This is a genomic window from Halorubrum luteum (assembly GCF_054652935.1).
Genome location: NZ_BAAIGT010000002.1, coordinates 1,436,263 through 1,458,408, shown reverse-complemented (window position 1 = coordinate 1,458,408; position 22,146 = coordinate 1,436,263). Strand labels below are relative to the sequence as shown.

The 22,146-nt window shown below is 67.1% G+C and carries 20 protein-coding genes; 16 read left to right on the top strand and 4 right to left on the bottom strand.

The features are described 5' to 3' along the window. Window positions 1–32 precede the first annotated feature (32 nt). Together ACYQ0R_RS07230 and ACYQ0R_RS07225 are read right to left on the bottom strand one after the other, a co-directional pair. The gene (locus ACYQ0R_RS07230) at window positions 33–1,220 is read right to left on the bottom strand and encodes an MFS transporter (protein ID WP_459822013.1); all 1,188 of its coding nucleotides are present in this window, start codon (window positions 1,218–1,220) and stop codon (window positions 33–35) included. 65 nt (window positions 1,221–1,285) lie between these two features. Then, the gene (locus tag ACYQ0R_RS07225; protein WP_459822011.1) at window positions 1,286–2,515 is read right to left on the bottom strand and encodes a M24 family metallopeptidase; all 1,230 of its coding nucleotides are present in this window, start codon (window positions 2,513–2,515) and stop codon (window positions 1,286–1,288) included. Between the two features lie 358 nt (window positions 2,516–2,873). Here ACYQ0R_RS07225 and ACYQ0R_RS07220 point away from each other — a divergent pair, with 358 nt between their 5' ends. Both ACYQ0R_RS07220 and ACYQ0R_RS07215 read left to right on the top strand, forming a co-directional pair. After that, the gene (locus tag ACYQ0R_RS07220) at window positions 2,874–3,851 is read left to right on the top strand and encodes a transcription initiation factor IIB (protein ID WP_459822009.1); all 978 of its coding nucleotides are present in this window, start codon (window positions 2,874–2,876) and stop codon (window positions 3,849–3,851) included. A 494-nt stretch (window positions 3,852–4,345) separates the two neighbouring features. After that, window positions 4,346–4,822 carry an NUDIX hydrolase gene (locus ACYQ0R_RS07215; RefSeq protein WP_459822007.1) on the top strand — a complete coding sequence of 159 codons (477 nt, stop codon included), beginning with the start codon at window positions 4,346–4,348 and terminating at the stop codon, window positions 4,820–4,822. A 1-nt stretch (window position 4,823) separates the two neighbouring features. Here ACYQ0R_RS07215 and ACYQ0R_RS07210 read toward each other — a convergent pair whose 3' ends face one another. After that, entirely contained in the window at window positions 4,824–7,208 is a 2,385-nt protein-coding gene (locus ACYQ0R_RS07210) for a GH32 C-terminal domain-containing protein (protein ID WP_459822006.1), read from the bottom strand. 403 nt (window positions 7,209–7,611) lie between these two features. Between ACYQ0R_RS07210 and dapA the strand changes: the two genes are divergently transcribed. The 9 genes from dapA (at window position 7,612) to ACYQ0R_RS07165 (ending at window position 16,211) form a co-directional block, all read left to right on the top strand. After that, a complete protein-coding gene (gene dapA, locus ACYQ0R_RS07205) occupies window positions 7,612–8,568 on the top strand; it encodes a 4-hydroxy-tetrahydrodipicolinate synthase (protein ID WP_459822004.1) in 957 nt (318 codons plus the stop codon). Next, complete coding sequence (gene dapB / locus ACYQ0R_RS07200; RefSeq protein ID WP_459822002.1) at window positions 8,565–9,353, top strand: 4-hydroxy-tetrahydrodipicolinate reductase; 789 nt, start codon at window positions 8,565–8,567, stop codon at window positions 9,351–9,353. The genes dapA and dapB overlap by 4 nt, the downstream gene beginning before the upstream one ends. A 29-nt stretch (window positions 9,354–9,382) precedes the next feature. Further along, complete coding sequence (locus tag ACYQ0R_RS07195; RefSeq protein ID WP_459822000.1) at window positions 9,383–10,225, top strand: 2,3,4,5-tetrahydropyridine-2,6-dicarboxylate N-succinyltransferase; 843 nt, start codon at window positions 9,383–9,385, stop codon at window positions 10,223–10,225. Next, complete coding sequence (locus ACYQ0R_RS07190; protein WP_459821998.1) at window positions 10,222–11,637, top strand: diaminopimelate decarboxylase family protein; 1,416 nt, start codon at window positions 10,222–10,224, stop codon at window positions 11,635–11,637. Before ACYQ0R_RS07195 ends, ACYQ0R_RS07190 begins: the two co-directional genes overlap by 4 nt. Beyond that, window positions 11,634–12,587 carry a diaminopimelate epimerase gene (gene dapF, locus ACYQ0R_RS07185; protein ID WP_459821996.1) on the top strand — a complete coding sequence of 318 codons (954 nt, stop codon included), beginning with the start codon at window positions 11,634–11,636 and terminating at the stop codon, window positions 12,585–12,587. Before ACYQ0R_RS07190 ends, dapF begins: the two co-directional genes overlap by 4 nt. A 25-nt stretch (window positions 12,588–12,612) precedes the next feature. Further along, window positions 12,613–13,845, top strand: coding sequence for a M20/M25/M40 family metallo-hydrolase (locus ACYQ0R_RS07180; RefSeq protein ID WP_459821994.1), 1,233 nt, complete (start codon window positions 12,613–12,615; stop codon window positions 13,843–13,845). Between the two features lie 203 nt (window positions 13,846–14,048). Beyond that, entirely contained in the window at window positions 14,049–14,222 is a 174-nt protein-coding gene (locus ACYQ0R_RS07175) for a hypothetical protein (RefSeq protein ID WP_459821993.1), read from the top strand. Window positions 14,223–14,445: 223 nt separating this feature from the next. Then, window positions 14,446–15,177, top strand: a complete 732-nt coding sequence (gene psmB, locus ACYQ0R_RS07170) for an archaeal proteasome endopeptidase complex subunit beta (protein ID WP_459821991.1) — start codon at window positions 14,446–14,448, stop codon at window positions 15,175–15,177. An 89-nt stretch (window positions 15,178–15,266) separates the two neighbouring features. Beyond that, window positions 15,267–16,211: a DNA adenine methylase gene (locus ACYQ0R_RS07165; RefSeq protein ID WP_459821989.1), complete on the top strand. Its 945-nt coding sequence runs from the start codon at window positions 15,267–15,269 to the stop codon at window positions 16,209–16,211. Between the two features lie 36 nt (window positions 16,212–16,247). On the opposite strand, the gene ACYQ0R_RS07160 is transcribed toward ACYQ0R_RS07165, so the two are convergent. Continuing rightward, complete coding sequence (locus ACYQ0R_RS07160; protein ID WP_459821987.1) at window positions 16,248–16,979, bottom strand: protein sorting system archaetidylserine synthase; 732 nt, start codon at window positions 16,977–16,979, stop codon at window positions 16,248–16,250. A 160-nt stretch (window positions 16,980–17,139) separates the two neighbouring features. Between ACYQ0R_RS07160 and ACYQ0R_RS07155 the strand changes: the two genes are divergently transcribed. The 5 genes from ACYQ0R_RS07155 to gcvPB all read left to right on the top strand — a co-directional run bounded on the left by ACYQ0R_RS07155 (window position 17,140) and on the right by gcvPB (window position 22,125). Next, a complete protein-coding gene (locus ACYQ0R_RS07155; RefSeq protein WP_459821985.1) occupies window positions 17,140–17,559 on the top strand; it encodes a plastocyanin/azurin family copper-binding protein in 420 nt (139 codons plus the stop codon). Window positions 17,560–17,616: 57 nt separating this feature from the next. Then, window positions 17,617–18,597 (top strand): flap endonuclease-1, encoded by a 981-nt coding sequence (gene fen / locus ACYQ0R_RS07150; protein ID WP_459821983.1) that lies wholly within the window; start codon window positions 17,617–17,619, stop codon window positions 18,595–18,597. Window positions 18,598–18,789: 192 nt separating this feature from the next. Continuing rightward, the gene (gene gcvH / locus ACYQ0R_RS07145) at window positions 18,790–19,173 is read left to right on the top strand and encodes a glycine cleavage system protein GcvH (RefSeq protein WP_459821981.1); all 384 of its coding nucleotides are present in this window, start codon (window positions 18,790–18,792) and stop codon (window positions 19,171–19,173) included. Window positions 19,174–19,370: 197 nt separating this feature from the next. Then, window positions 19,371–20,690 (top strand): aminomethyl-transferring glycine dehydrogenase subunit GcvPA, encoded by a 1,320-nt coding sequence (gcvPA, locus tag ACYQ0R_RS07140; RefSeq protein ID WP_459821980.1) that lies wholly within the window; start codon window positions 19,371–19,373, stop codon window positions 20,688–20,690. Window position 20,691: 1 nt separating this feature from the next. Continuing rightward, window positions 20,692–22,125, top strand: coding sequence for an aminomethyl-transferring glycine dehydrogenase subunit GcvPB (gcvPB, locus tag ACYQ0R_RS07135; protein ID WP_459821978.1), 1,434 nt, complete (start codon window positions 20,692–20,694; stop codon window positions 22,123–22,125). Window positions 22,126–22,146: the final 21 nt, after the last annotated feature.

Sequence of the window (22,146 nt, the reverse complement as noted above, 5' to 3'; positions counted from 1 at the left end):
CGCGTCGTACCGGCCAGCACCGTCGTGACCGATCAGTATCCGAGTCCGAGTAGCCGGTTCGCGACGAGCGTCGTCAGTCCGAGCGCCATGATGGCGGCGAGCAGACCGAACGCGACTCCCCATCCGGCCACGTCGGAGAGCGCGCCGACGACGACGCTGCCGGACGCGCCGATCACCATGTACACGGTGCGGACGAGTCCGAACCCGGCGCCGCGCTCCTCGGTCGCGAGGTGGTCCATGAACCGCGACTGCACCGGCGCACCCCACGACATCGCGAGGCCAACGAACACGACCCCCGCGACGGTCGGGGCCAGTCCTGCCGTGTCCGCGACTGCGACGGCGACGAGCAACCCGTAACCGATCACGCCGGACGACATCGTCACCATTGCCGCCGTGTCGCGGTCGAGTCGGTCCGAGAGCGCCCCGGTGATCGGCTGGGTTCCGCCGTGAACGAGGAAGTACAGCGAGAACAGAAGCGCCGACAGCGCGGTCGAGAGGCCGCCCCCGATAGAGAGGAACGTCGGGAGGAAGGAGGCGGTGGCCTGCCAGGAGAACGCCCCGAGCGTCGCCAGCAGGGTCGTGTACAGGATCGACGGTCGCGAGAGCAGCTCGGCGACCGGCCCCGCAGCGAACCGCTCTCGCATCGGCTGGTCGGGTCTGACGGGCTCCGTTGGCCGGATCCGCCACGCGAACAGCGCGAAGACGGGAAGGGCGACGGCCGTTCCCAGCAGGATCCCGGCGCGCCAGCCGTACCGAGCCCCGACCAGCGCGGCGGCCGGCGGCGCGAGTAACCCTGCCAGCGGGCCACCCGCGACGTGCACGCCGATCGCGCGCCCGATGTCGTCGAACTGTTTCGTGAGAAACGTCGTCGCGACGGAGTAGTGCAGCCCCGCGCCGGCACCGAGAACGACGGTGAACAGCATGAACGTGCCGATCGACGGCGATACGGCGATGAGAAGCGAGGCCACCCCGGTCGCTCCGACCGCAGTGAGAATGACGGCTCGCTCCCCGTATCGGTCGCCGAGAACGCCGGAGGGGAACTGCGCGAGCGCGTAGGCGGCCCACATCCCAGACAGCGCGAGTCCGACGGTCGCGTTCGTCACTGCGAACGCCTCCGTGATCCTCGGGACGAGGGGACTGATCACCAGCCGCGCGACCATCGTCGCGGTGAACGCGAGCGTACAGAGGGTCAGCGCCGTGTGAGCGTACCGCCAGTTCACGGTGGCGGTTCACGCCCAGCGGGAAAGGGGGTTCCGGTCCCGGCCGCGTTGACTGGGATCCGTCGTTATCGGGCGACGAGTTCGACCGGGAACTCGGTGAGGTTCTCGTGGCCGTCCGCCGTGACGACGACGAGGTCCTCGATACGAACGCCGCCAACGGCCGGGTCGTACAGCCCCGGCTCGACGGTGACGACGTGACCGGGCTCCAGCTCGCCGCCGCCGGTCGCGAGTCGGGGGAGTTCGTGGACGTCGAGGCCGATCCCGTGGCCGGTCGAGTGAATGAACCCCAGTTCGGTTTTCGGATCCGTGCGGAACGTCGGATGGCCGGCGTCCTCGTACACCTCACAGGCCGCGGCGTGGACGTCCTCGCCGGTGTTTCCGGGTTCGACCGCGTCGAGTGCGGCGTCGAGTGCGGCCTCCGTGAGCTCGTAGCGTTCACGCAGCTCGCCGGATGGCTCGCCCACGCAGAACGTTCGCGTCATGTCCGCGTGGTACTTCGTCGCTTTCGACCGCGGGAAGATGTCGATCACGATCGGCTCGTTCGCCCGGAGCGGGCCGGAGCCCCGATCGTGTGGGTCCGCCGCCTGCGATCCGCCGGCAACGATCGTTTCGTCGAGCGCACAGCCGTGACCCAACAGCGTGAGCTCTATGACCTCCTTTACTCGCTCGCTGGTGAGGACCGCGCCGTCGTGAACGAGCAGTCCCGGCTCGACCGCTTCGACCGTGGGCTCTCCTTCCGTCGTGTCGGCGATATCGACTGCCTCCACCGGAACCGATTCGCCGGCGACGTCGGCGTGCACGAGCAGCTCCTCCGCGGCGGCCATGGCCGCCTCGTTCGCGCGCTGTGTGTCGCGGATGGCCTCGATCTCCTCGTCGGTTTTCACCGCGCGAACCGTCGTGAGGAGATCGGCATCGTCGACGATCACCTCGATCCCGCGGTCACGGAGCGCGTCGGCGGTGCCGACCGGACCGCGTGGGGGAACGAGCACCGACTCCGCGCCGCCGTCTCGGACGAACGCGGCGTACATGTCGTATCGTTCCGCCGTGTCGCCGGACGTGTACCCGTAGTCGGCGTGTCGCTCCACGACGTCGGCGTCGGACTCAGCCGTCGCTCGGCCGTACTCCAGCCCGGAGACGAGCGTGTGCACGCGACCGTCGGCGTACAGCGTCAGAAACGGATCCGGTCCGGTGAACCCCGAAAGATACAGCTGGTTCGCGTCATCCTGTGAGGCATCGATCAGATACCCGTCCGCGTCCGTGGCGGAGAGGGCGTCGTCGAGACGCGTTCGGTCCATGCGAGTTCTCTTCGCTCCACGAGTAAAGCGATTGTTGTCGCGGACATCTCCCGGGACCGCTGGGTGGCGACGTCGACTGTCGACCTCGATCGGCTCGTGGACCCTCCGGAAGTGGTGCGAAACGATTATATATGTGTACGGTCCGCCGAACGGCGGTTTTTGGCCGACCAAACTTATACCACACTCGACACGTGAAGATCGGTGATAGATTGGCATCTCGATGGGCTGAAGGCGACTTTTTCAAACTTGATAACAAACCACAGGTTTAAGTAACGAGGGCCCTTTTCAGTAGGTGAGGAACCCGAAACCGAGACCCATCTTTCGGTACCCCGTTCCCGTCCCCCCGAACCCATCACAAATGAGCGAAAACGTTCGAACGTACACGGCGGAGCACGTCGACGACGAGCGAGTGGAGTCGTCGGAGGAGGCTGAAGAGAATCTTACCTGTCCCGAGTGCAGCGGCCAGCTCGCGACGGACACCGAACACGGCGAGACCGTATGTATGGACTGTGGCCTCGTCGTCGAGGAGAACGAGATCGATCGCGGGCCGGAGTGGCGCGCTTTCGACTCGAAGGAGAAGGACCGCAAGTCCCGCGTCGGGGCCCCGACGACGAACATGATGCACGACAAGGGGCTGTCGACGAACATCGGCTGGCAGGATAAAGACGCCTACGGCAAGGCGCTGTCGAGCCGTCAGCGCGAGAAGATGCAGCGGCTGCGCACGTGGAACGAGCGGTTCCGCACGCGCGACTCGAAGGAGCGCAACCTCAAACAGGCGCTCGGCGAGATCGACCGCATGGCGAGCGCGCTCGGGCTGCCGGACAACGTCCGCGAGACGGCCTCGGTGATCTACCGGCGCGCGCTTGACGAGGACCTGCTTCCCGGCCGTTCGATCGAGGGCGTCGCCACTGCGTCGCTGTACGCCGCCGCTCGGCAGGCAGGCACGCCTCGCAGCCTCGATGAGATCGCAAACGTATCACGCGTGGAGAAAGATGAGATCGCCCGGACGTATCGGTACGTCGTTCGCGAACTCAAACTGGAGATCCAGCCGGCCGACCCCGAAAGCTACGTGCCGCGGTTCGCCAGCGACCTCGGACTCTCCGACGAGGCGGAGCGTCGCGCACGAGCGCTACTCGACACCGCGAAACGGCAGGGGATCCACTCCGGTAAGTCGCCGGTCGGCCTCGCGGCCGCCGCCGTCTACGCTGCCTCGCTGCTGACCAACGAGAAGGTGACTCAGAGCCAGGTGAGCGACGTCGCCAACATCAGCGAGGTCACCATCCGAAACCGGTACCACGAGCTGCTCGAGGCCGAGGAGAGCATTACGGTCGAGTAGTCGATCGGGACGTCTGTTATATTATTCTATGCTGCTAGTATAACAAATTATATTAACTAGTGATTCTCTTTTGTTAATAGAGGGACGATGAACGCTGCTGGTCCGGCGGGCACCGCACACTGGCGGCCGGGAGCGTCCTCGACTCCACCTCGAACCAATGTCGTCAGGACGAAACCCCCTCGGAACGGGCACCCCCCGTTTCTGTGACCACTGCGGAGAGCCGTATCGAGAGATCAAGCGCCTACCGGGAACGGTCGGCTACTGTAGCCGCTGTTTCGAGGGGATCATGACCGGGCAGATCGACGTTTCGGAAGGATCCGCTACGGAGTCGTCGCCGGCGTCACCCGAGGCTGTCGACGGGAAATCGCGCTGATAGCGCCGTGGGCGCAGGAACACGCGTCGTCGACCGTGAACGCCCCGACGACGGTCGTCGACCGTGAACGCCCCGACGACGTTGTCAGAAGGACCAAGCCGCCGCGAGGCGATCGTCTCGTATGGAGACGACCCGCCATTTTACGGCGACGACGTACATCGTGAACGACGGCGCAACCGCTCTGCACGAGCACGGGCGGCTCGGCATTCATCTGCCACCGGGCGGCCACGTCGACCGCGACGAGTTGCCCCACGAGACTGCGGTACGGGAAGTGCGCGAGGAGACCGGACTCGAAGCCGACCTCGTTGCCGACCGGGCCGACGTGGACGCCCCAAACGGGCGACCGCTTCCCGAGCCGGCCCACCTCATGTTACACGACATCAACGTGCACGCCGACGGCTCAGTCGGACATCAGCATATCGACCATCTCTACTACGCACGCGTCCCCCACCGGCGGATCGATCCCGACGGCGACGACGAGGCAGCCGCCGGGAACTGGGCGTGGTACACGCCGACCGAGCTTCGCGCGAGCGAGTTCGACCCCGATGTCGTCGAACTCGGCTGTGAGGCGATCGAGACGGTGATGGACGCTCGATGAGCTACGGATTGGAATTGGCGTCGGGATCGGTCCCGAGTCCACGCTCGTTGTTCGCGGACGAACGCATCGATCCGGAACCCGCGGCATCGCCTTTTCGCGTCATCGGCTCGGGGGTCGCTGATGCGGGCTCAGGGCCAGCGACGTCGGTCGTTACCGCCGCGATCCGGTCGATCTCGGTTGGCCACGCCGACTCCATTCGCCAGACGTCGATGTCGAACTCGCCCCCGCCGGAGCCGGCGTACAGCCCGACTTCAGTCGCGTCGTCACGGGTCGGGTAGATCCGTGTCGCGGCTGCCCGCCGAGCGTTAACGAACAGCTCGAGCACGGACTCGTCGAGGAACACTCGCAGGTCGAACGGGGTCTCCAACCCCGCGACGTCGACGCGCACGGCATCGTCGTGTGTCTCACGGTCACGGCTGCTCTCGGCCCGGTCGACGACGACCTCGTCGTCCCGGACCCGGATCGTCGTACACTCCGCTCCATCGGGGGTAGCTCGGAGGACGATCCCGGCCTCGACGGCCTCGCTCGGATCGACGACGGCGTCGATCTCGAGCGCGGTTCCCGAGACGTTCAGGCGTTCGGCGTCGTCGTCGAGCGTCACGTGGCGGTCGGCCAGCCGGCGTTCGCGGAGCTGGGTGACCTCACGCGCGGGTCGCTGTCGGAGGTCGCCGTCGACAACCTCGATTTCCCGCGGGAGACTCATCGCTCCCGACCAGCCGGCGTCCCACTGTCTTGCGATGGTTCGCTCCTCGCGCAGCCAGCCGATCATGATCTCGCGGCCGTCCGGCGTCGTCAGCGACTGTGGCGCGTAGAACGCGCCGGGGTCGAGGGTTCCACGCCCCGTGACGTGGAAGCTGATGGCGTCCGGATCGAACTCGCCGACGACGTAGCGGACGTGGCCGTAATCGGAGACGTGGAGGAGGTCTCCGCCCTCGAACCGGAGTAGCTCGGGACACTCCCAGACGACTCCGGGATCGACGTCGTCGGTGACGAGCGCCGGCCCCTCGTAGCGCCACTCCCGCAGGTCCTCGCTCGTGTACGCCACGACGACGCCGCCGAGGTCCTGAAGGCCGGCTCCGACGAGCTGGATCCACCTGTCATCCTGGTACAGCAGGCAGTGGTCGCGGAAATGCGCCGGCTCACCCGGCGTCGACAGCAGGTCGAGCGCCGCCGGCGGCTCATCAATCACGGGATTCTCGTCGACGGGCTCGAACGCGGTCAGATCCGCGTCGGTCGCGCTCGCCAGACACGGGAGCTGCCAGCCGTCCCGACCGCCCGTGTACAGCGCGTACACGGCGTCGGCAGCTGCGTCGTCGACCGGATCGGTCGCGTGGCTGCCGGCCGGGACGACGGAGCCGTCGGCGCGCTCCTCGACGGCGACTGCACAGCCGGACCAGCAGCCGTCGCGATCGGGGCCGGACGGGTCCGGCCGCATCGCGACCGGTCGGTCCTCCCAGCTGATCAGGTCGTCGCTCACGGCGTGTCCCCAGTGGACCGTGTCGTGGTGCGGTCCGGCCGGGTTGTACTGATAAAAGAGATGGTACCGACCGTCGTGGTGGATCAACCCGTTCGGGTCGTTGAGCCAGTTGGCCGGCGGCGACACGTGATACCGTGGCCGATGGGGGCCGAACCCGAGCGCGTCCCGATACCGAGCGAACTCCGCTCCGGCTTTGGGGCGGCCGGTCGCGAGCGCGGTCTCGTAGTCGGACGCGCCCGACAACCAGCGGAAGACGTTCGCCGCGAACTGCTCGCGGGTCGCTTCCGTCGTCACGTCGTCGTGCTGAGCGAACTCCATCCCGACGCCGACGCCGAACACCGTTCCCGAGCCGATCCGCCACTGCACGACCGGGATCTCCGTCGGTACCTCGTCGGCACCGCGGTACGTGCCCGCGAGGACGTCTCCGCGCTGCGGGAGCACGTTCTCGTAGCGCGCGTACGGGCCTTCGGAGCCGGCCGGGCGGATGTGGTGGCGAAGGTCGTCGAGGCCGTCGACTGCGGGGTGACCCGCGTAGACGGCCTTCCACAGCGGTCCGACCGGATCGGTGACCGCCTCCGTTCCCGTCGCGTCCGGCGGAACCGGGTCGATGCCGAGCGCGCTCACCTGCGCGAGCGCCCGGGACGAACAGAAGAGCCCGCCGCCGTCCGCGACGAACGACCGAATCCGGTCGGCGCAGTCGGCGACCGTCGCGGGGTCGCGGACCGGCTCGTGTGCGTGCCACCAGAGCGCGTCGTACTCCGCGAGCGCCGTCTCGTCTGCGGCCACCGAGGCGAGCGGAACCGTCTCGGCGTCGGCAACGATGTCGCGAGCGAACCCGAGCGCGGCCGCCTCCTCGTCGCTCGCGTCGCCGTCGAGGAGGAACCCGAGCCGGAGATCGGTCGATTGCATGCGCCAACGTTACCACCCACGTAGTAAAAGCGTCCCGACCGAAATGACGCCCGGTTTACCGAGACGGGAAGGCGAAACGGCGCCCCGAGCGACCTCGTTCGGAGCGTTCTCGCAGGAGCCCCCGTCTCGTGCGAGACGTGGCGTCGAGGCGCAACGTATATAATGATCAGGGACACAGTTTCGGCCGTGACGCCGACCGCGTCCGATCGTGGCACGCAGACGCCGCCAGCGACGCGGCTCTTCTCGAAAAAACGCGCGTGAATCGCCCACCGGCGGGAGTGGCGACCCCGTCCCGGGCGGCCCCGGACCACGCGCGAGCAGTCGTTCGACGCGGAGTATCGACGAACTGCGATTCCGAAACCCCTGACGACCCGAACCGATCAACCCAGATCCACACCGACACATGACCGACACACGAACCACGACGCCGTACACGACGGAACACGATACGACGGACGAACCGTTCGAGGGAGTGTATCCCGCGATGACCACACCGTTCACCGAGACCAACGAGGTGGACCACGAACAGCTCGCGGCGAACGCCCGCTATCTCGAGTCGGCGGGCGTCGACGGGGTCGTTCCCGTCGGCTCGACCGGCGAGTCGGCGACGATGACCCACGACGAACACGTCGAGGTGATAGAGACGGTCCGCGACGCCGTCGAGGACGTGCCGGTGATCGCCGGCACCGGATCGAACAACACCGCGGAGGCGCTGTCGCTCTCCGAGCGCGCCGCCGACGCCGGTGCGGACGGACTGCTTCTCATCTCGCCGTACTACAACAAGCCGGAGCCGGCGGGCTTTCTCGAGCATTATCGGACGGTCGCCGACGCGGTCGACCTCCCGCAGGTCGTCTACAACGTCCCCTCGCGGACCGGGCGGTCGATCCCGGCCGACGTTGCCGTCGAGCTCGCCTCTCATCCCAACATCCAGGGATACAAAGCGGCCTCCGGCGACCTGAACCTCATCAGCGAGGTCGTCGAACGCACTCGCGACGAGGAGTTCTCCGTTCTCTCCGGGGACGACGGACTCACGCTGCCGGTCCTCTCGGTGGGCGGAACGGGAACGATAAGCGTCGTCGCCAACGTCGAGCCCGAGCGCTCCTGTGCGATGGTCGGCGCGGCGCTGTCGGGTGACTACGACCGGGCACGCGAGCTCCACCACGAGCTGTCGCCGCTGGTTCGCGAGCTGTTCGTCGAGACCAACCCGATCCCGGTGAAGGAGGCGATGCACGTTCGCGGCCGCGGCGCACCGCACGTTCGGTCGCCGCTCACGCGGCTCGCCGAGGAGCATCGCGAGTCGCTTCGCGACCTACTCGCCGAGTACGAGGAGACGCCCGCGTTCGTGGAGGCGTCGGAATGAGCGACGCTCCGCTCGATGCACCGCTCCGTGTCGCCGTCACCGGTGCAAACGGCCGCATGGGCCGTGCGGTGATCGAGGCGGCGACGGATCGCGACGACGTCGCGGTCGCCGTCGCGGTCAACCGTACCGAGACTGGACCGATCGGAGGGGTCGACGTCGCGGTCGCGGAGCGGCTTCCCGAGCTGCTCGCCGACCGCCGGCCGGCCGTGCTCGTCGACTTCACCGGCCCGTCGTCGGCGCTCGACTACGCTGAAAGCTGCACGGAGGCTGACGTCCCGATGGTGACCGGCACGACCGGGTTCGAGGCCGACGGGATCGAGCGGCTTCGCGAGGCGAGCGAGACGGTCCCCTTGTTGAAAGCCTCGAACTTCGCGCGCGGCGTCGCCGCGTTGCGGCGAGCCGTCCGCGAGGCGGTCGCGGCCGTCCCCGGCTACGACGTGGAGCTCACGGAGACTCACCACAACGGGAAGCGGGACGCCCCGTCGGGCACCGCGAAGACGATCCTCGCCGATATCGAGGACGGGCGCGGAGACCGCACGGAGCGCGTCCACGGTCGGGAGGGGGAGGCTCCGAGACGGAACGAAGAGATCGGCGTGCACGCTCGGCGGGCAGGCGACATCACCGGCGAGCACGAGGTGCTACTCGCGGGGAACCGGGAGACGCTCGAGTTGACCCATCGTGCAGGCGACCGTGGCGTGTTCGCAGAAGGTGCGCTCGACGCCGCCGTCTGGCTCGCCGGACGCGACCCCGGCTGGTACGAGTTCGCGGACGTGATCGACGGGTAAATACCGCTCCTGGTTCACTACTCGCATCAATGACGCTCGAATCCGACGTATCCGACCTCTGGCATCGCTACGACGAGAACGAACTGACCGCTGCGGAGACGACCGCCGACGACGAGGCCGTCCTCGAGGCGTTCCTCGAGGCGCTCGAGGCCGGGAAGGTGCGTGCCGCAGAGAAGACCGGTGACGACGTTACCTCCTGGGAAGCCAACGAGTGGGTCAAGCGAGGCATCCTTCTCAACTTCGGCCTCCGCGAGACGGAGCCCCGTGAGTACGGCGGGGTCACCTACTACGACGTGCTCCCGCTGCGAAACACGCACGATCTCGGCGCGCGCGGCACGCGAAACACGCCGGACGGGACCGCGATCCGCCGCGGGGCGTACCTCGGCAGCGACTGTATCATGATGAGCCCGTCGTTCGTGAACATGGGCGCGTACGTCGGCGACGGGACGCTCGTCGACTCCTGTGACACGGTCGGCTCCTGTGCGCAGCTCGGCGAGAACGTGAAACTTGGCGCGAACACGCTGATCGGCGGGGTGCTCGAGCCGGTCGAGGACGCGCCGGTCGTGATCGAGGACGGCGTCTCGCTCGGCGCGGGCTGCCGGGTCACCTCGGGGTTCCGGGTCGGCGAGAACTCGATCGTCGGCGAGAACACGCTCCTCACGCCGCGGATTCCGGTGTACGACCTCGTCGAGGAGGCGGTGCTCTACGGTCACCTCCCCGCCGACCGTCGCGCGTTCACCCGGATGGTGGAGTCGTCGGTCGGCGATCACGACCTCTTCGAGGGCGGCGCGTACAAGCCCGCCGTCGTCGCGACGGACGTGGAAACCGAGACGCTCGAGGCAACGCGGCGGGAGGACGCGCTCCGGGAATGAACGACGACGGGGGCGGCGCGGCCGAGCGAGAAGCGGATGTGTCGAAAGCGACGACGGCCGATAACCCGTTGGTCAGACGGGTAACCGACTGGAACGCGGAGACTCTCCACGAACTCGCGGCCGCGTACGACACCCCGTTGTACGTCGTCGACACCGACCGTGTCCGGGAGAACTGCGATCGGCTACGGGCGGCGTTTCCGGACGCCGACGTTCGCTACGCCGTGAAAGCCCACACCGGTCGCGCCGTGTTGAACGCCGTTCGGCAGGCCGGACTCGAGGCGGAGTGCGCCTCGGCCGGAGAGGTCGACCGGGCGCTCGCGGCCGGATTCCCCGGTGATCGTCTCCATTACACCGCGGTTAATCCGCCCGACCGCGACCTCGACTACATCGTCGGCGTCGCCGAGACGGAGCCAGGAGTGACCGTGACGGCCGGCGCGGTCGACACGCTGGACCGGCTCGCCGACCGGGGGTACGACGGCCGCGTCTGCATTCGGGTGAATCCGGGCGTCGGAGCGGGTCATCACGAGAAGGTCCGGACGGGCGGCGCGCCGAAGTTCGGAGTCCCGTACGACCGGGCCGCCCAGGTCGTCCGCGAGGCGACGGATCGGTTCGACGTGGTCGGGATCCACGCACACGCCGGATCCGGGATCGACGCGGACCAGCTCGACAGTCACCGCGAGTTCGTGTCGCGGATGGGGGATCTGGCACGCGCACTCGTCGCGCCGGACGAGCATGGGCCCGCATCGGGATCGATCGACGCCGATCAGGAGGCCGATCAGGACGTCGATCAGGACGTCGACGCGGTCGATCTCGAGTACGTCGACGTCGGCGGTGGTTTCGGCGTCCCGTATCGGGAGGAGGAGCCGCCCCTGGATCTCCCCGCCGTGGCGGACGCGACCCGGGAGGCGATCGGCGAGATCCACACGTGGGCGGGAGGGACCGCGACGCTTGCGGTCGAGCCGGGTCGGTACGTCGTGGCGGACGCGGGCGTGCTGGTGACCCGGGTGAACACCGTGAAGCCGACGAGGGAAACGACGGTGGCGGGCGTCGACGCGGGGATGACTGATCTCCTACGACCGGCGATGTACGACGCGTATCATCCGATCCGGAACCTTGGAGGTGCCGAGGAGGAGCCATCCCCCGTCGACCGGGAGACCACTTCCGTCACGGTCGCAGGACCTATCTGCGAGACCGGTGATACGTTCTGTAACGGACGTCAACTCGCGCGTCCGGCTCGGGGCGATCTCCTCGCGGTCGGAATCGCGGGCGCGTACGGCTACGAGATGGCAAACCAGTACAACTCGCGGCCGCGGCCTGCGGAGGTCGCGCTCGCGAACGGCGACTCGCGGCTCGTTCGGCGACGAGAGACGCTCGCGGACCTCACGACGGTCGAACGCGAGGTGGACGAATGAGCACCCACGCGGTTCCGATAGAGAAGTATCACGGGACGGGCAACGATTTCATCGTCGTCGACGCCGCGGAGACGGTTAGCGACCGAAGCGCGTTCGCCGAGCGACACTGCGACCGCGAGGCGGGCGTCGACTGGTCGGCGTTCGAATCGGAGCCGAGCGAGGCGGGTGGCGACGGGGTGGCCGGTCGGGACGCGCCGTCGAACGGGGAACCGCTCCGCCGTCGCGGTGCCGACGGCGTCCTCTTTTTGAGCATCGAGGAGCAGTATCGACCGACGCGCGTCGTGATGACGCTCGTCCAGCCGGACGGGTCGACGGCGGCGATGTGTGGCAACGGCGCGCGCGTCGTCGCTCGCTGGGCCCACGACCGAACCGGCGAGGACGAGTTCATGATAGACACGCAGGCCGGAACGCGTCGCGCGAGCGTGAACGAGGACGCCACGGCGGCAACGATCGAGATGGGGACGCCGCGGTTCGGGCCCCGGGACGTGCCGCTCGACCGCGACACACAGCTGATCGAGGAGTCGGTCGCCGGGCTGACGGTGACCGCCGTGAACACGGGCGTTCCACACGCGGTCGCGTTCGTCGACGACGTCGACAAGGTGAACCTCGCGGCAGTCGCGCCGCCGGTTCGCCACGCGGACGTGTTCCCGGCGGGCGCGAACGTGAACCTCGCCGCGGTCGTGGACGACGGCGCGAGGGACGACCACGTGTCGGCCATCGACCAACGCACGTTCGAGCGCGGCGTCGAGGGGGAGACGCTCTCGTGTGGCACGGGCGCGGTCGCGATCGCGGCGGTCGCCCGACGGCTCGGGATCGTCGACGGCGAAACCGTGCGGACGCGACCGCCGGGCGGCGAGCTTACGATCACCGTTCCGGCCGGCGGCCCGGCGAGTCTCACCGGCCCCGTGACTCACGAGTTCAGCGGGACGCTTCCCGCGGAGCCGAGATGAGCTGGACGCTCCCCGCGGAGTCGAGATGAGTGGGACGTCAGCGACTGCCGGGGGAGCGTTCGACCCGATCGCGTTCCTCGAGGCGGCCGTCGCGACGCCTTCACACGAGGACGTCGACGAGATGCGAGCGCTACTCGTCGACACGCTCGCCCGATTCGGGGTCGACGCCGAGGTCGTTGCCGACGGCTGCGTACTCGCCGAGAAGGTGTCGTCCGCGCCCGAGGGCGGGCCGCATCTCGTGTTGAACACCCACATCGATACGGTGACGCCGCACGTGCCGTTCGAGCGTGACCGAGCGGCGGCAGATGTGACCGCTGGCGACGAGACGGGAGAGTCGGACACGAACGATCCTGTCGACGTGATACGTGGACGGGGATCGTGTGACGCGAAAGGGCCGCTTGCGGCGTTGCTGGCGGGGTTTCTCTCCACGGCTCCCGACCGTGGACGACTCACGCTCGCGGTGACGCCGGACGAGGAGACGCTGTCGCTCGGCGCAGCCACGCTGGTCGGGCTCGTGCCGGACTCCACGGACCGTCTCGATGGAGACATGTTCATCGTCGGCGAACCCACCGGGTTGGACGTGTGTACGGCAGCCAAGGGGCGGTTTCAGGGGACCGTTTCGCTGTCCGGGGTCGCCGCGCACGCGGCCGAGTTCGAGGGCGTCAACGCGGTCGCGGCTGCGGAGGGCGCGCTCCGGGCGATCCGGACGTTCGACGACGACGCGGACGCCCATCCCCAGCTCGGTCCGCCGAAGCTCACGCCCACCGTGATCGACGGAGGGTCGGCGACGAATCAGGTGCCGGCGAACTGCTCCGTCGTCGTCGATCGGCGGTCGATACCGCCGGAGACCGCCGCGGAGTTCCGGTCGTCGCTGGCGGCCGCCGTCCGCGTCGAGACTCCCGACGACGTCGATGTGGCTTTCGACCTCACGGACCGGGAGTCACCGTTTCTGGAGGCGTTCTCGACGGATCCCGACCACCGACTCGTTCGGACGTTGGCCGGGACCGTCGGCTCCGCAGCGACCGCCGAAGGAGTTCCGGCGGAGCGGGGTGGATCGGTTCGACCGTTCGGAGCGGCGACGGAGGCGTCGTACTTCGCGCCCGCACCGACGGTCGTGTTCGGCCCGGGCGATCTCGCTGACGGGGCCGGGGCGGTCGCTCACGCCGAGCGCGAGTACGTTCGCGTGCGGGAGGTCGAGGCTGCTGCCGCCGCGGTCGAGACGACGGTCCGGGAACTGCTCTGCAACAGGGATAGGTAGGCGCACGAGTCCGGCTGGATTCTCATAAGTTATGCAAATGCGTCGGGTTCGACGCGCCTGTAATATGCGTCCATCCGTGACCGTGACAGTTAATTTCATCATCGATAATTTAATTTCATAATCGCAAGACTGCGGCGGGGTGTGCTTTACCCCCGGGACAGAAAGTTTATATATGGTCTCCGGCTGGAAGCGAACGTAGACCAATGTTCGACCGCATCCGAACGGCCGCCCTCTTCGGGCTCCATCAGGCGACCGTCGCCGTCGGGATCTCGCTGTTTCCCGTGGCGATGTTCGCGCGCAAGCAGCTCGGCATCAACATCCCGGTTCATCACCTGCTGAAAGCGACCGGCGAGGCGTACGAGAACGCCGACGAGTAGACGCACACTGACACACATCCCCTTCTGACGACGACGATCTCCGTTCGCCAGCGTCGGCCGCCGTCCGATCCGTTCTGCAAGGAGTTCTCACCGTCCGAAGATGTGGCCGTCGACAGGCTGTCGACGGGTCATCGACAGGTCGTCGACAGGTCGTCGGTGTCGACACCGGCGGGGAGTACTCGAAGGGTTGCCTTTATCAGCGCGCCGGGCTTACGGAGGCGTAATGCGAACACCGACAGGCGATCTCTCGAACGGGCCGACCGGCGACCTGGGCCGCGATCAGCCGGTTTTCGGACCGGAGCTTGGCGAGTTCGAAGGCGCGGAGCAGCGGAGTACCGCCGCGGGCGACGACGACGGCGTCAAGACGGGGACGACGACGGTCGGCATCAAGACCGCCGACGGCGTCGTGCTTGCGACGGACATGCGTGCCTCCCTCGGCGGCATGGTCTCCTCGAAGGACGTCCAGAAGGTCGAGCAGGTCCACCCCACGGGCGCGCTCACCATCGCCGGCGGCGTCTCTGCCGCACAGAACCTCATCTCCACGCTCCGTGCGGAGACGAACCTCTACGAGGCGCGTCGCGGAAAGGACATGTCGATGCAGGCGCTGTCGACGCTAACCGGCAACCTCCTTCGCACCGGCGCGTTCTACATCGTCCAGCCGATCCTCGGCGGCGTCGACGAGGAGGGCCCCCACATCTACTCCATCGATCCGCTCGGCTCCGTCATCGAGGAGGAGTACACGGTGACCGGCTCCGGCTCCCAGTACGCGCTCGGTGTCTTGGAACAGGAGTACGACGATGAACTGGACGTCGACGACGCGAAAACCGTCGCCGCGAAAGCTATCAAGTCCGCGGTCGAGCGCGACCTCGCGTCCGGGAACGGGATCAACCTCGCCGTCGTCACCGAGGACGGCGTCGATATCTCCCGACACAAGTCGTTCGACGAGCTGTTGTAACTCGTTCGACGAGCTGTTGTAACTCGTTCCAGCGACCGCCGCGATCGACGAACCCTTATCAACTCGCGGGCGCTCGTGTCGGACGACCGATGGCGACGCCGATCCTCAAGTGGGCGGGCGGGAAGCGCCAGCTGCTCGACGAGCTGTACGCCCGGTTCCCGGCGGCGTACGACCCCGCCGAGCACGGCTACCACGAGCCGTTTCTCGGAAGCGGTGCGCTGTGTTTCGACCACGAGCCCCGTCACGGGACCGTGAACGACCGTAACGTCAGACTCCACAACTTCTACGTGCAGGTTCGCGACCGCCCGGACGCGCTGATCGCACGCTGCCGCGAGTTCGACGATCCGGAACGCGATCCGGACCCGAACCTGCAGTTCTCCGAGGTCGACAGAAAGGGCCGGGCCGTCGACGCCTACTACTATCAGCAGCGGGCGCTTTTTAACCGTCGTCCGAACGACGAACCGTTCGACGAACTCGCGGAGGCGGCCCGGCTGCTGTATCTGAATCGGACCGGGTTCAACGGACTGTATCGTGAGAACGCCGACGGCGAGTTCAACGTTCCGATAGGGCGCTACGCCGACCCCGACTGGGTGCGCGCCGACCAGGTACGCGAGGCGAGCCGCGTTCTTCGGCGACTTCCCGACGACGCGCTCCGACAGGGGGAGTACGACTACGTCGCCGCGGTCGCCACGCCGGGGGATCTCGTCTACTTCGACCCGCCGTACGAGCCGATGAGTCCGACCGCCGACTTCGCGGAGTACAGCGCCGGCGGGTTCGACCGCGAGGACCAGCTCGCGCTGTTGGAACTGGTCACCGATCTCGCCGACCGCGGCGTCCACGTCGTGCTCTCGAACTCCGGCGTGATGTACGATCCGTACGACGAGGCGGGGCTTTACGTCGACCACGTCGGCGCGACTCGCGCCATCAACAGCGACGCCGACGCCCGCGGCGAGGTGAACGAGGTGATCGCGACGAGCGTTCCGCCCGACGAGCGACGCGCGTCCGGACAACGGTCGCTGTCGGCGTTCGAGTAGCGGCCCGAATGACCGACGACCGGGAGTTGCTCCCGTTCAATCGGCCGGCATCCCGATCCCGTCGCCCCAGTAGAACCATGGGCCGAGAAGTAGATAGCCACAGGAGAGAAACAGCAGGGCGAACGCGAACCCCTCGCCGATCCACTCGGGCAGTCGGGGGACGAGGGCGTTCGCGACCGGAGCGAGGATCACCGCCGCCTGCACGACGCCCATCACGAGTGCGTCCTGCGCGTGCAGGTCGGGATACGCGATCGTCGTTCCCATAAGCACCGCAAAAACACCCGTGAGGGCGACGAGTATGACGGGTGCGGTGTACCCCGCGAGCACCGCGGCTGCGAGGACTGTCGCCGCGAGCGTCGTCGGTACACCGACGGTTTCGCGGCTGTCGCTGTCGTACGCCGTGTATAAGCCGAGCCTCGCGACGGCCATCGCGACGAACAGCGCGCCGGCTCCGAGGCCGACGCCGACGAAAAGCGGGTCGCTTCCGAGCGTGCGGCCGTCACGGACGGCGACGGCGACGACCATCGCGGGCGCGACCCCGAACGAGGCGACGTCGGCGAGCGAGTCGAGGTAGGGGCCTGCTGGCGTCGATCCGCGATGTCGGGCGACGACGCCGTCGAGGCCGTCGGCGATGGCCGCACACAGGATCAGCCGGGCGGCCAGTTCGATATCGACGGTCGCGGCGACGACCGCGAGAAATCCCACGGCCGCGTTCGCCACCGTCACGGCGTCGGCGAGCCCGAGCCGCGTGATTACCCGCAGATGCATACCGGATCGGTTGGCGACCCTGCTTTTAGGGTTTGTTATAGGCGCTCGTTGCGTCCACGCAACACGTACACCCGATCGCGACTCGTCGCGTCGCTGAGCGCGTTCCCAGCGAGTGAATGTGAACCGCGATATTCAAACGACAGCGTCCCCGAAGTCCGATATGCACCGGAGACGATTTCTCGGGCGGGTCGGTGTCGCGGGTGCTGCGGTCGGGGTTCCCGCTGCCCTCGCCGGCTGTCTCGACGACGATGCGTACGACGTCGCCATGACGGCCGACGGGTTCGCCCCCGACGAACTGACCGTGACGGCCGGGACGACCGTCGTCTGGGAGAACACATCAACTCGCAGACACACGGTGACGGCCTACGAGAACGCGATCCCCGAGGAAGCGGAGTATTTCGCGTCTGGCGGCTTTACGGACGAGCGGAGCGCACGCGACGCCTTCTGGTCCGACTTCGGCGGCGAGATCGACAACGGCGAGCAGTTTTCCCACACGTTCGAGGTGCCGGGTCGGTACGATTACGTGTGCATTCCGCACGAGGAGGGCGGGATGTATGCGACCGTGTTCGTCGAGGAGTGACGAAGCGACGTGCATCGAATCAACCATTTAATACCTGCCGTCACCACCCGACTGATAATGGGTAATGCAGACTTGCGAGCGCTCGCGTCGATCCGCGAGGTTGCCTTCGAGGAGATCGAGGGGAGCGTCGTCGCCGTCGACGCTCACAACTGGCTATACCGATATCTCACGACGACGGTGAAATGGACCGCGGACGAGGCGTACACGACGACCGACGGGACGGAAGTGGCGAATCTGATCGGGATCGTGCAGGGAGTTCCGAAGTTCTTCGAGCACGACCTCGTCCCCGTGATGGTGTTCGACGGGACCGTCACCGATCTGAAAGCCGACGAGGTAGCCGAACGGCGCGAGAAACGCGAGCGCGCCGAGCAGCGCAAGGAGGCTGCCGAGGAGCGCGGCGACGCCGTCGAGGCCGCCAGACTGGAGGCACGAACTCAGCGGCTCACCGACACCATCCAGGAGACGACGCGGGAGCTGCTGCAACTGCTCGACGTGCCGATCGTTGAGGCTCCAGCCGAAGGCGAAGCACAGTGTGCTCACATGGCGGCTACTGGGGTCGTCGACTACGCCGGCAGCGAGGATTACGACACGCTGCTTTTCGGTGCCCCGTACACGCTTCGGGGGCTGACCAGCAAGGGGAATCCCGAACTGATGGACCTCTCGGCGACGCTCGAGGAGCTGGATCTGGACCGGCAGGCGCTCGTCGACGTCGCGCTGCTCTGTGGGACCGACTTCAACGAGGGGATCCACGGCGTCGGCCCGAAGACCGCTCTAAAGGAGATCCGCGAGCACGGGGATCTGTGGAGCGTCCTCGAGTCGCGGAGTGCAGAGATTCCGAACGCAGAAGCGATCCGCGAGCTGTTCTTCGATCCGCCGGTCAACGACGACCCGTCGTTCGATACGGACGTCGATCCGGACGTCTCCGCCGCTCGAACCTACGTCGTTGACGAGTGGGGTGTCGACGCCGACGAGGTGGCTCGGGGGTTCGATCGGATCGAGGAGTCGTGCGTCCAGACCGGGCTCGATCGCTGGGCGTGAACGGACCGTGGATCACCGTTTCTACCGAGCCATCCGAGAACATACCTTTTATTTCCTCCTGCTTGGAAGTACATAGCAGCCGTGTCGTTGATCATCGATGATGGGGGGCTGCCGCTCGACCATGGGGTCGACTGCGCGCTGACCACCCCTCCAACCAGCTGTGGGGACGCGACACAGCCGAACGTGTAACCAATGAGCTTCGAAGTACCTGACGAGTTACGATACCTAGAATCGCACGAGTGGACCACCGTCGACGACGACACCGTCCGGATCGGCATCTCGGATTTCGCACAGGACGAGCTGGGCGATATCGTCTTCGTCGAGTTTCCAGATGTCGGCGACGAGGTCGTCGCCGGTGAGGGGTTCGGCGTCGTCGAGTCGATCAAGGCGGTGTCGGACCTGTACGCACCGGTGTCCGGCGAGGTCGTCGCGGTGAACGAGGAGCTGTTCGACCGGCCGGAGCTCGTCAACGATGACCCGTACGGCGACGGATGGATGATAGAGGTTGCCCCGTCTGACACCGGCGAGTTCGACGACGCGCTCGACGCCGACGCATACGAAGCACAGATCGCGTAACACGGCGACGATCTCCCGACCACTTACCACATGAACACGGTAGCCAGCTGTCGAGACGGATACGCAACGGGTGATAATCAGGGACCGGAGGACGGACGCGGTACTGCTGGCAACTGGCCAACGGACGAGCTGCGTAGCAGCCGGTCGACGAAGGCGACGAGTGATACGTCCTCGGCCACCGACGGAGAGGTGAGCGGATGAGCGGAACTCCGTATGCGCCCCATACGCCGGCGAAAACCGCCGAAATGCTCGACGTGCTCGGCGTCGACGACGAGGAGGAGCTGTTCGACGTTCCAGAGTCCATCGCGTTCGACGGCGAGTTCGGAATCGAGTCCCGCACGGAACGAGAGATTCGTGCCGAATGTCGGCGGATCCTCGCCGACAACGAGGATCTTACGGAGTTCCTCGGCCGGGGTCACTACGGCCACTACGTTCCGAGCGTCGTCGACCATCTCTCCGACCGCGCCGAGTTCATCACGAGCTACACGCAGTATCAGCCCGAAATAACGCAGGGGTTCCTGCAGGCGCTGTTCGAGTACCAGTCGATGCTCGTGGAGCTCACCGGGCTCCCGATCGCCAACTGCTCGATGTACGACGCGGCGACCGGGCTCGCGGAGGCCGCGACTCTAGCCGATCGCGTTCGGTCGACGACCGGTGACGTCGTTCTCGTCCCCGACCAGCTCAGATCGGGGAAGCGAGCGGTCCTCGAAAACTACTGTGCTGGTGCGGATCTACACGTGGAGTCGTATCCGATGAACGACGGAAACGCGGACGTGGATGCGCTCGCCGAACGCGCAGACGACGAGGTCGTGATGGTGTACGCGGAGAACCCCACCGTTCGGGGCTGTATCGAGGAGGAGCTCGCGACGATCGGGGAGGTCGCTCACGATGCCGACGCGCTGTTCACGCTGGGCTCCGACGTCGTCTCGCTTGCGGTGTTACAGGAGCCGGCAAGCGTCGATGCCGACATCGTCGTCGGTGAAGCCGACGCGCTCGGTCTGCCGACCGCCTACGGAATGGGGCTCGGCATCTTCGCCTGCAAGGACGACTTCCTTCGGCAGGTGCCCGGTCGCCTCGTGGGCGCGAGCGAGGACGCGGACGGGACCCGCGCGTACACGTTGACGCTCCAGACTCGCGAGCAACACATCCGGAAGGAGCGGGCGACGTCGAACATCTGTACGAACCAGGCGTGGGTGGCGCTCCGTGCGGCGATCCACGCCGCGATGCTCGGTCCCGACGGGCTCGTTGAGCTCGCGAACGACTGCGTCCGTGAGGCGGAGTCGCTCGCCGCGGAGATCGACGAGCTGTCGGGTGCGTCCGCGCCCGTACACGACCGCCACCACGTCAGGGAGTTCACCGTTCGAACCGACCAGCCGGCGGCCGCCGTCGCCGCCGACCTCGAAACGGAGGGGTTCGCGGTACACGTCGTCGACGACCACTTACTCGGCGTCTGCGTCACCGATCTGAACGCCGACGAAACCGACGCACTGGTCGACGCGTTCGCGGAGGTGCTGTGAGATGAACCACGACCAAGCCAGATACACCCGGGAGGAGAAGAACCTGCACGAACCGCTGCTTGCCGAGAAGGGGGAAGCGACCGTCGACGTCTCGGAATCCTCACCGCTCCCTTCGGATCTGACGCGTGACGAACTCACCCTGCCGGAGCTTTCCGAGCCGGAGGTGACGCGCCATTACACCCGGCTCTCACAGATGAACTGGGCTATCGACTCCGGACCGTATCCGCTCGGGAGCTGTACGATGAAGTACAACCCCAAGTTCATCGAGGACGTCGCCGCCGACCCGAACGGGGCGGTTCACCCCGATCGCTCGGCGGAGTCCGTGCAGGGGACGTTGCAGCTTCAGTACCGGTTACAGCAGTATCTCGCCGAGATCGGCGGGATGGATGCCGTGACTCTGCAGCCCCCTGCGGGTGCCGCCGGCGAGTTTACGGGCATCCTGATCGCGAAGGCGTACCACGACCACAACGACGAGGATCGCTCGGAAGTTATTATCCCCGCCTCGGCACACGGAACGAACTTCGCGACCGCGGCGCTGGCGGGGTACGATGTCGTCGAGCTGCCCGCAAACGACGAGGGTCGCGTCGACGTGGAGGCACTGCGGGCAGCCGTAAGCGACGACACCGCCGCGCTGATGCTGACGAACCCGAACACGGTCGGGCTGTTCGAGCGCGATATCACGGAGATCGCCGATATCGTCCACGATGCGGGCGGGCTTCTGTACTACGACGGCGCGAACCTCAACGCGCTGTTGGGCCGCGCCCGCCCGGGCGACATGGGGTTCGACGTGATGCATTACAACGTGCACAAGACGTTCGCGACGCCACACGGCGGGGGCGGTCCGGGTGCCGGTCCGGTCGGCGTCGTCGCGGAGCTCGAGAAGTTCCTCCCGACGCCGCGCGTCCGCGAGGTCGACGACGGTGCGGTCGGCTACGAGACGTTCGAGCCGGAACGGTCGATCGGGAAAGTCCACGGGTTCACCGGTAACTGGCTCGTGCTTTTGAAGACGTACGCGTACATAGCGCGGCTCGGTGACGAGGGGCTCGCGGACGCCTCCGCGAAGGCGGTGCTCAACGCGAACTACCTCGCCGAGCAGATCGATCTCGACGTGCCGTACGGACCGTTCCACCACGAGTTCGCCGCGACGTCCGGCGACCGCGACGCCGCGGACGTTGCCAAGCGGATGCTCGATTTCGGCGTCCACCCGCCGACGACGAAGTGGCCGGAGATGGTGCCGGAGGCGATGCTCACCGAGCCGACGGAGATCGAGAGCCGTTCCTCCCTCGATGATCTCGCCGAGGCGTTCAATCTCGCGTACGCCGACACCGAGGAGGCGCTCGAGTCCGCACCGAACCGGACGACAGCACAACGGATCGACCAGGCTACCGCGGCGCGAAATCCCCGGCTCTCTTGGCAGGCGCTCGACGACGAGTGATCGCTCCGCCACACCACCGGT

Bases quoted from the DNA above. Each gene is read 5' to 3' on its own strand.
- ACYQ0R_RS07215 (WP_459822007.1), top strand. From the start codon at position 4,346: ATGGAGACGACCCGCCATTTTACGGCGACGACGTACATCGTGAACGAC.
- ACYQ0R_RS07165 (WP_459821989.1), top strand. From the start codon at position 15,267: ATGGCGACGCCGATCCTCAAGTGGGCGGGCGGGAAGCGCCAGCTGCTC.
- ACYQ0R_RS07225 (WP_459822011.1), bottom strand. From the start codon at position 2,515: ATGGACCGAACGCGTCTCGACGACGCCCTCTCCGCCACGGACGCGGAC.
- dapA (WP_459822004.1), top strand. From the start codon at position 7,612: ATGACCGACACACGAACCACGACGCCGTACACGACGGAACACGATACG.
- fen (WP_459821983.1), top strand. From the start codon at position 17,617: ATGGGTAATGCAGACTTGCGAGCGCTCGCGTCGATCCGCGAGGTTGCC.
- dapB (WP_459822002.1), top strand. From the start codon at position 8,565: ATGAGCGACGCTCCGCTCGATGCACCGCTCCGTGTCGCCGTCACCGGT.
- gcvH (WP_459821981.1), top strand. From the start codon at position 18,790: ATGAGCTTCGAAGTACCTGACGAGTTACGATACCTAGAATCGCACGAG.
- gcvPA (WP_459821980.1), top strand. From the start codon at position 19,371: ATGAGCGGAACTCCGTATGCGCCCCATACGCCGGCGAAAACCGCCGAA.
- ACYQ0R_RS07180 (WP_459821994.1), top strand. From the start codon at position 12,613: ATGAGTGGGACGTCAGCGACTGCCGGGGGAGCGTTCGACCCGATCGCG.
- ACYQ0R_RS07210 (WP_459822006.1), bottom strand. From the start codon at position 7,208: ATGCAATCGACCGATCTCCGGCTCGGGTTCCTCCTCGACGGCGACGCG.
- ACYQ0R_RS07190 (WP_459821998.1), top strand. From the start codon at position 10,222: ATGAACGACGACGGGGGCGGCGCGGCCGAGCGAGAAGCGGATGTGTCG.
- ACYQ0R_RS07175 (WP_459821993.1), top strand. From the start codon at position 14,049: ATGTTCGACCGCATCCGAACGGCCGCCCTCTTCGGGCTCCATCAGGCG.
- ACYQ0R_RS07195 (WP_459822000.1), top strand. From the start codon at position 9,383: ATGACGCTCGAATCCGACGTATCCGACCTCTGGCATCGCTACGACGAG.
- dapF (WP_459821996.1), top strand. From the start codon at position 11,634: ATGAGCACCCACGCGGTTCCGATAGAGAAGTATCACGGGACGGGCAAC.
- gcvPB (WP_459821978.1), top strand. From the start codon at position 20,692: ATGAACCACGACCAAGCCAGATACACCCGGGAGGAGAAGAACCTGCAC.
- psmB (WP_459821991.1), top strand. From the start codon at position 14,446: ATGCGAACACCGACAGGCGATCTCTCGAACGGGCCGACCGGCGACCTG.
- ACYQ0R_RS07220 (WP_459822009.1), top strand. From the start codon at position 2,874: ATGAGCGAAAACGTTCGAACGTACACGGCGGAGCACGTCGACGACGAG.
- ACYQ0R_RS07155 (WP_459821985.1), top strand. From the start codon at position 17,140: ATGCACCGGAGACGATTTCTCGGGCGGGTCGGTGTCGCGGGTGCTGCG.
- ACYQ0R_RS07160 (WP_459821987.1), bottom strand. From the start codon at position 16,979: ATGCATCTGCGGGTAATCACGCGGCTCGGGCTCGCCGACGCCGTGACG.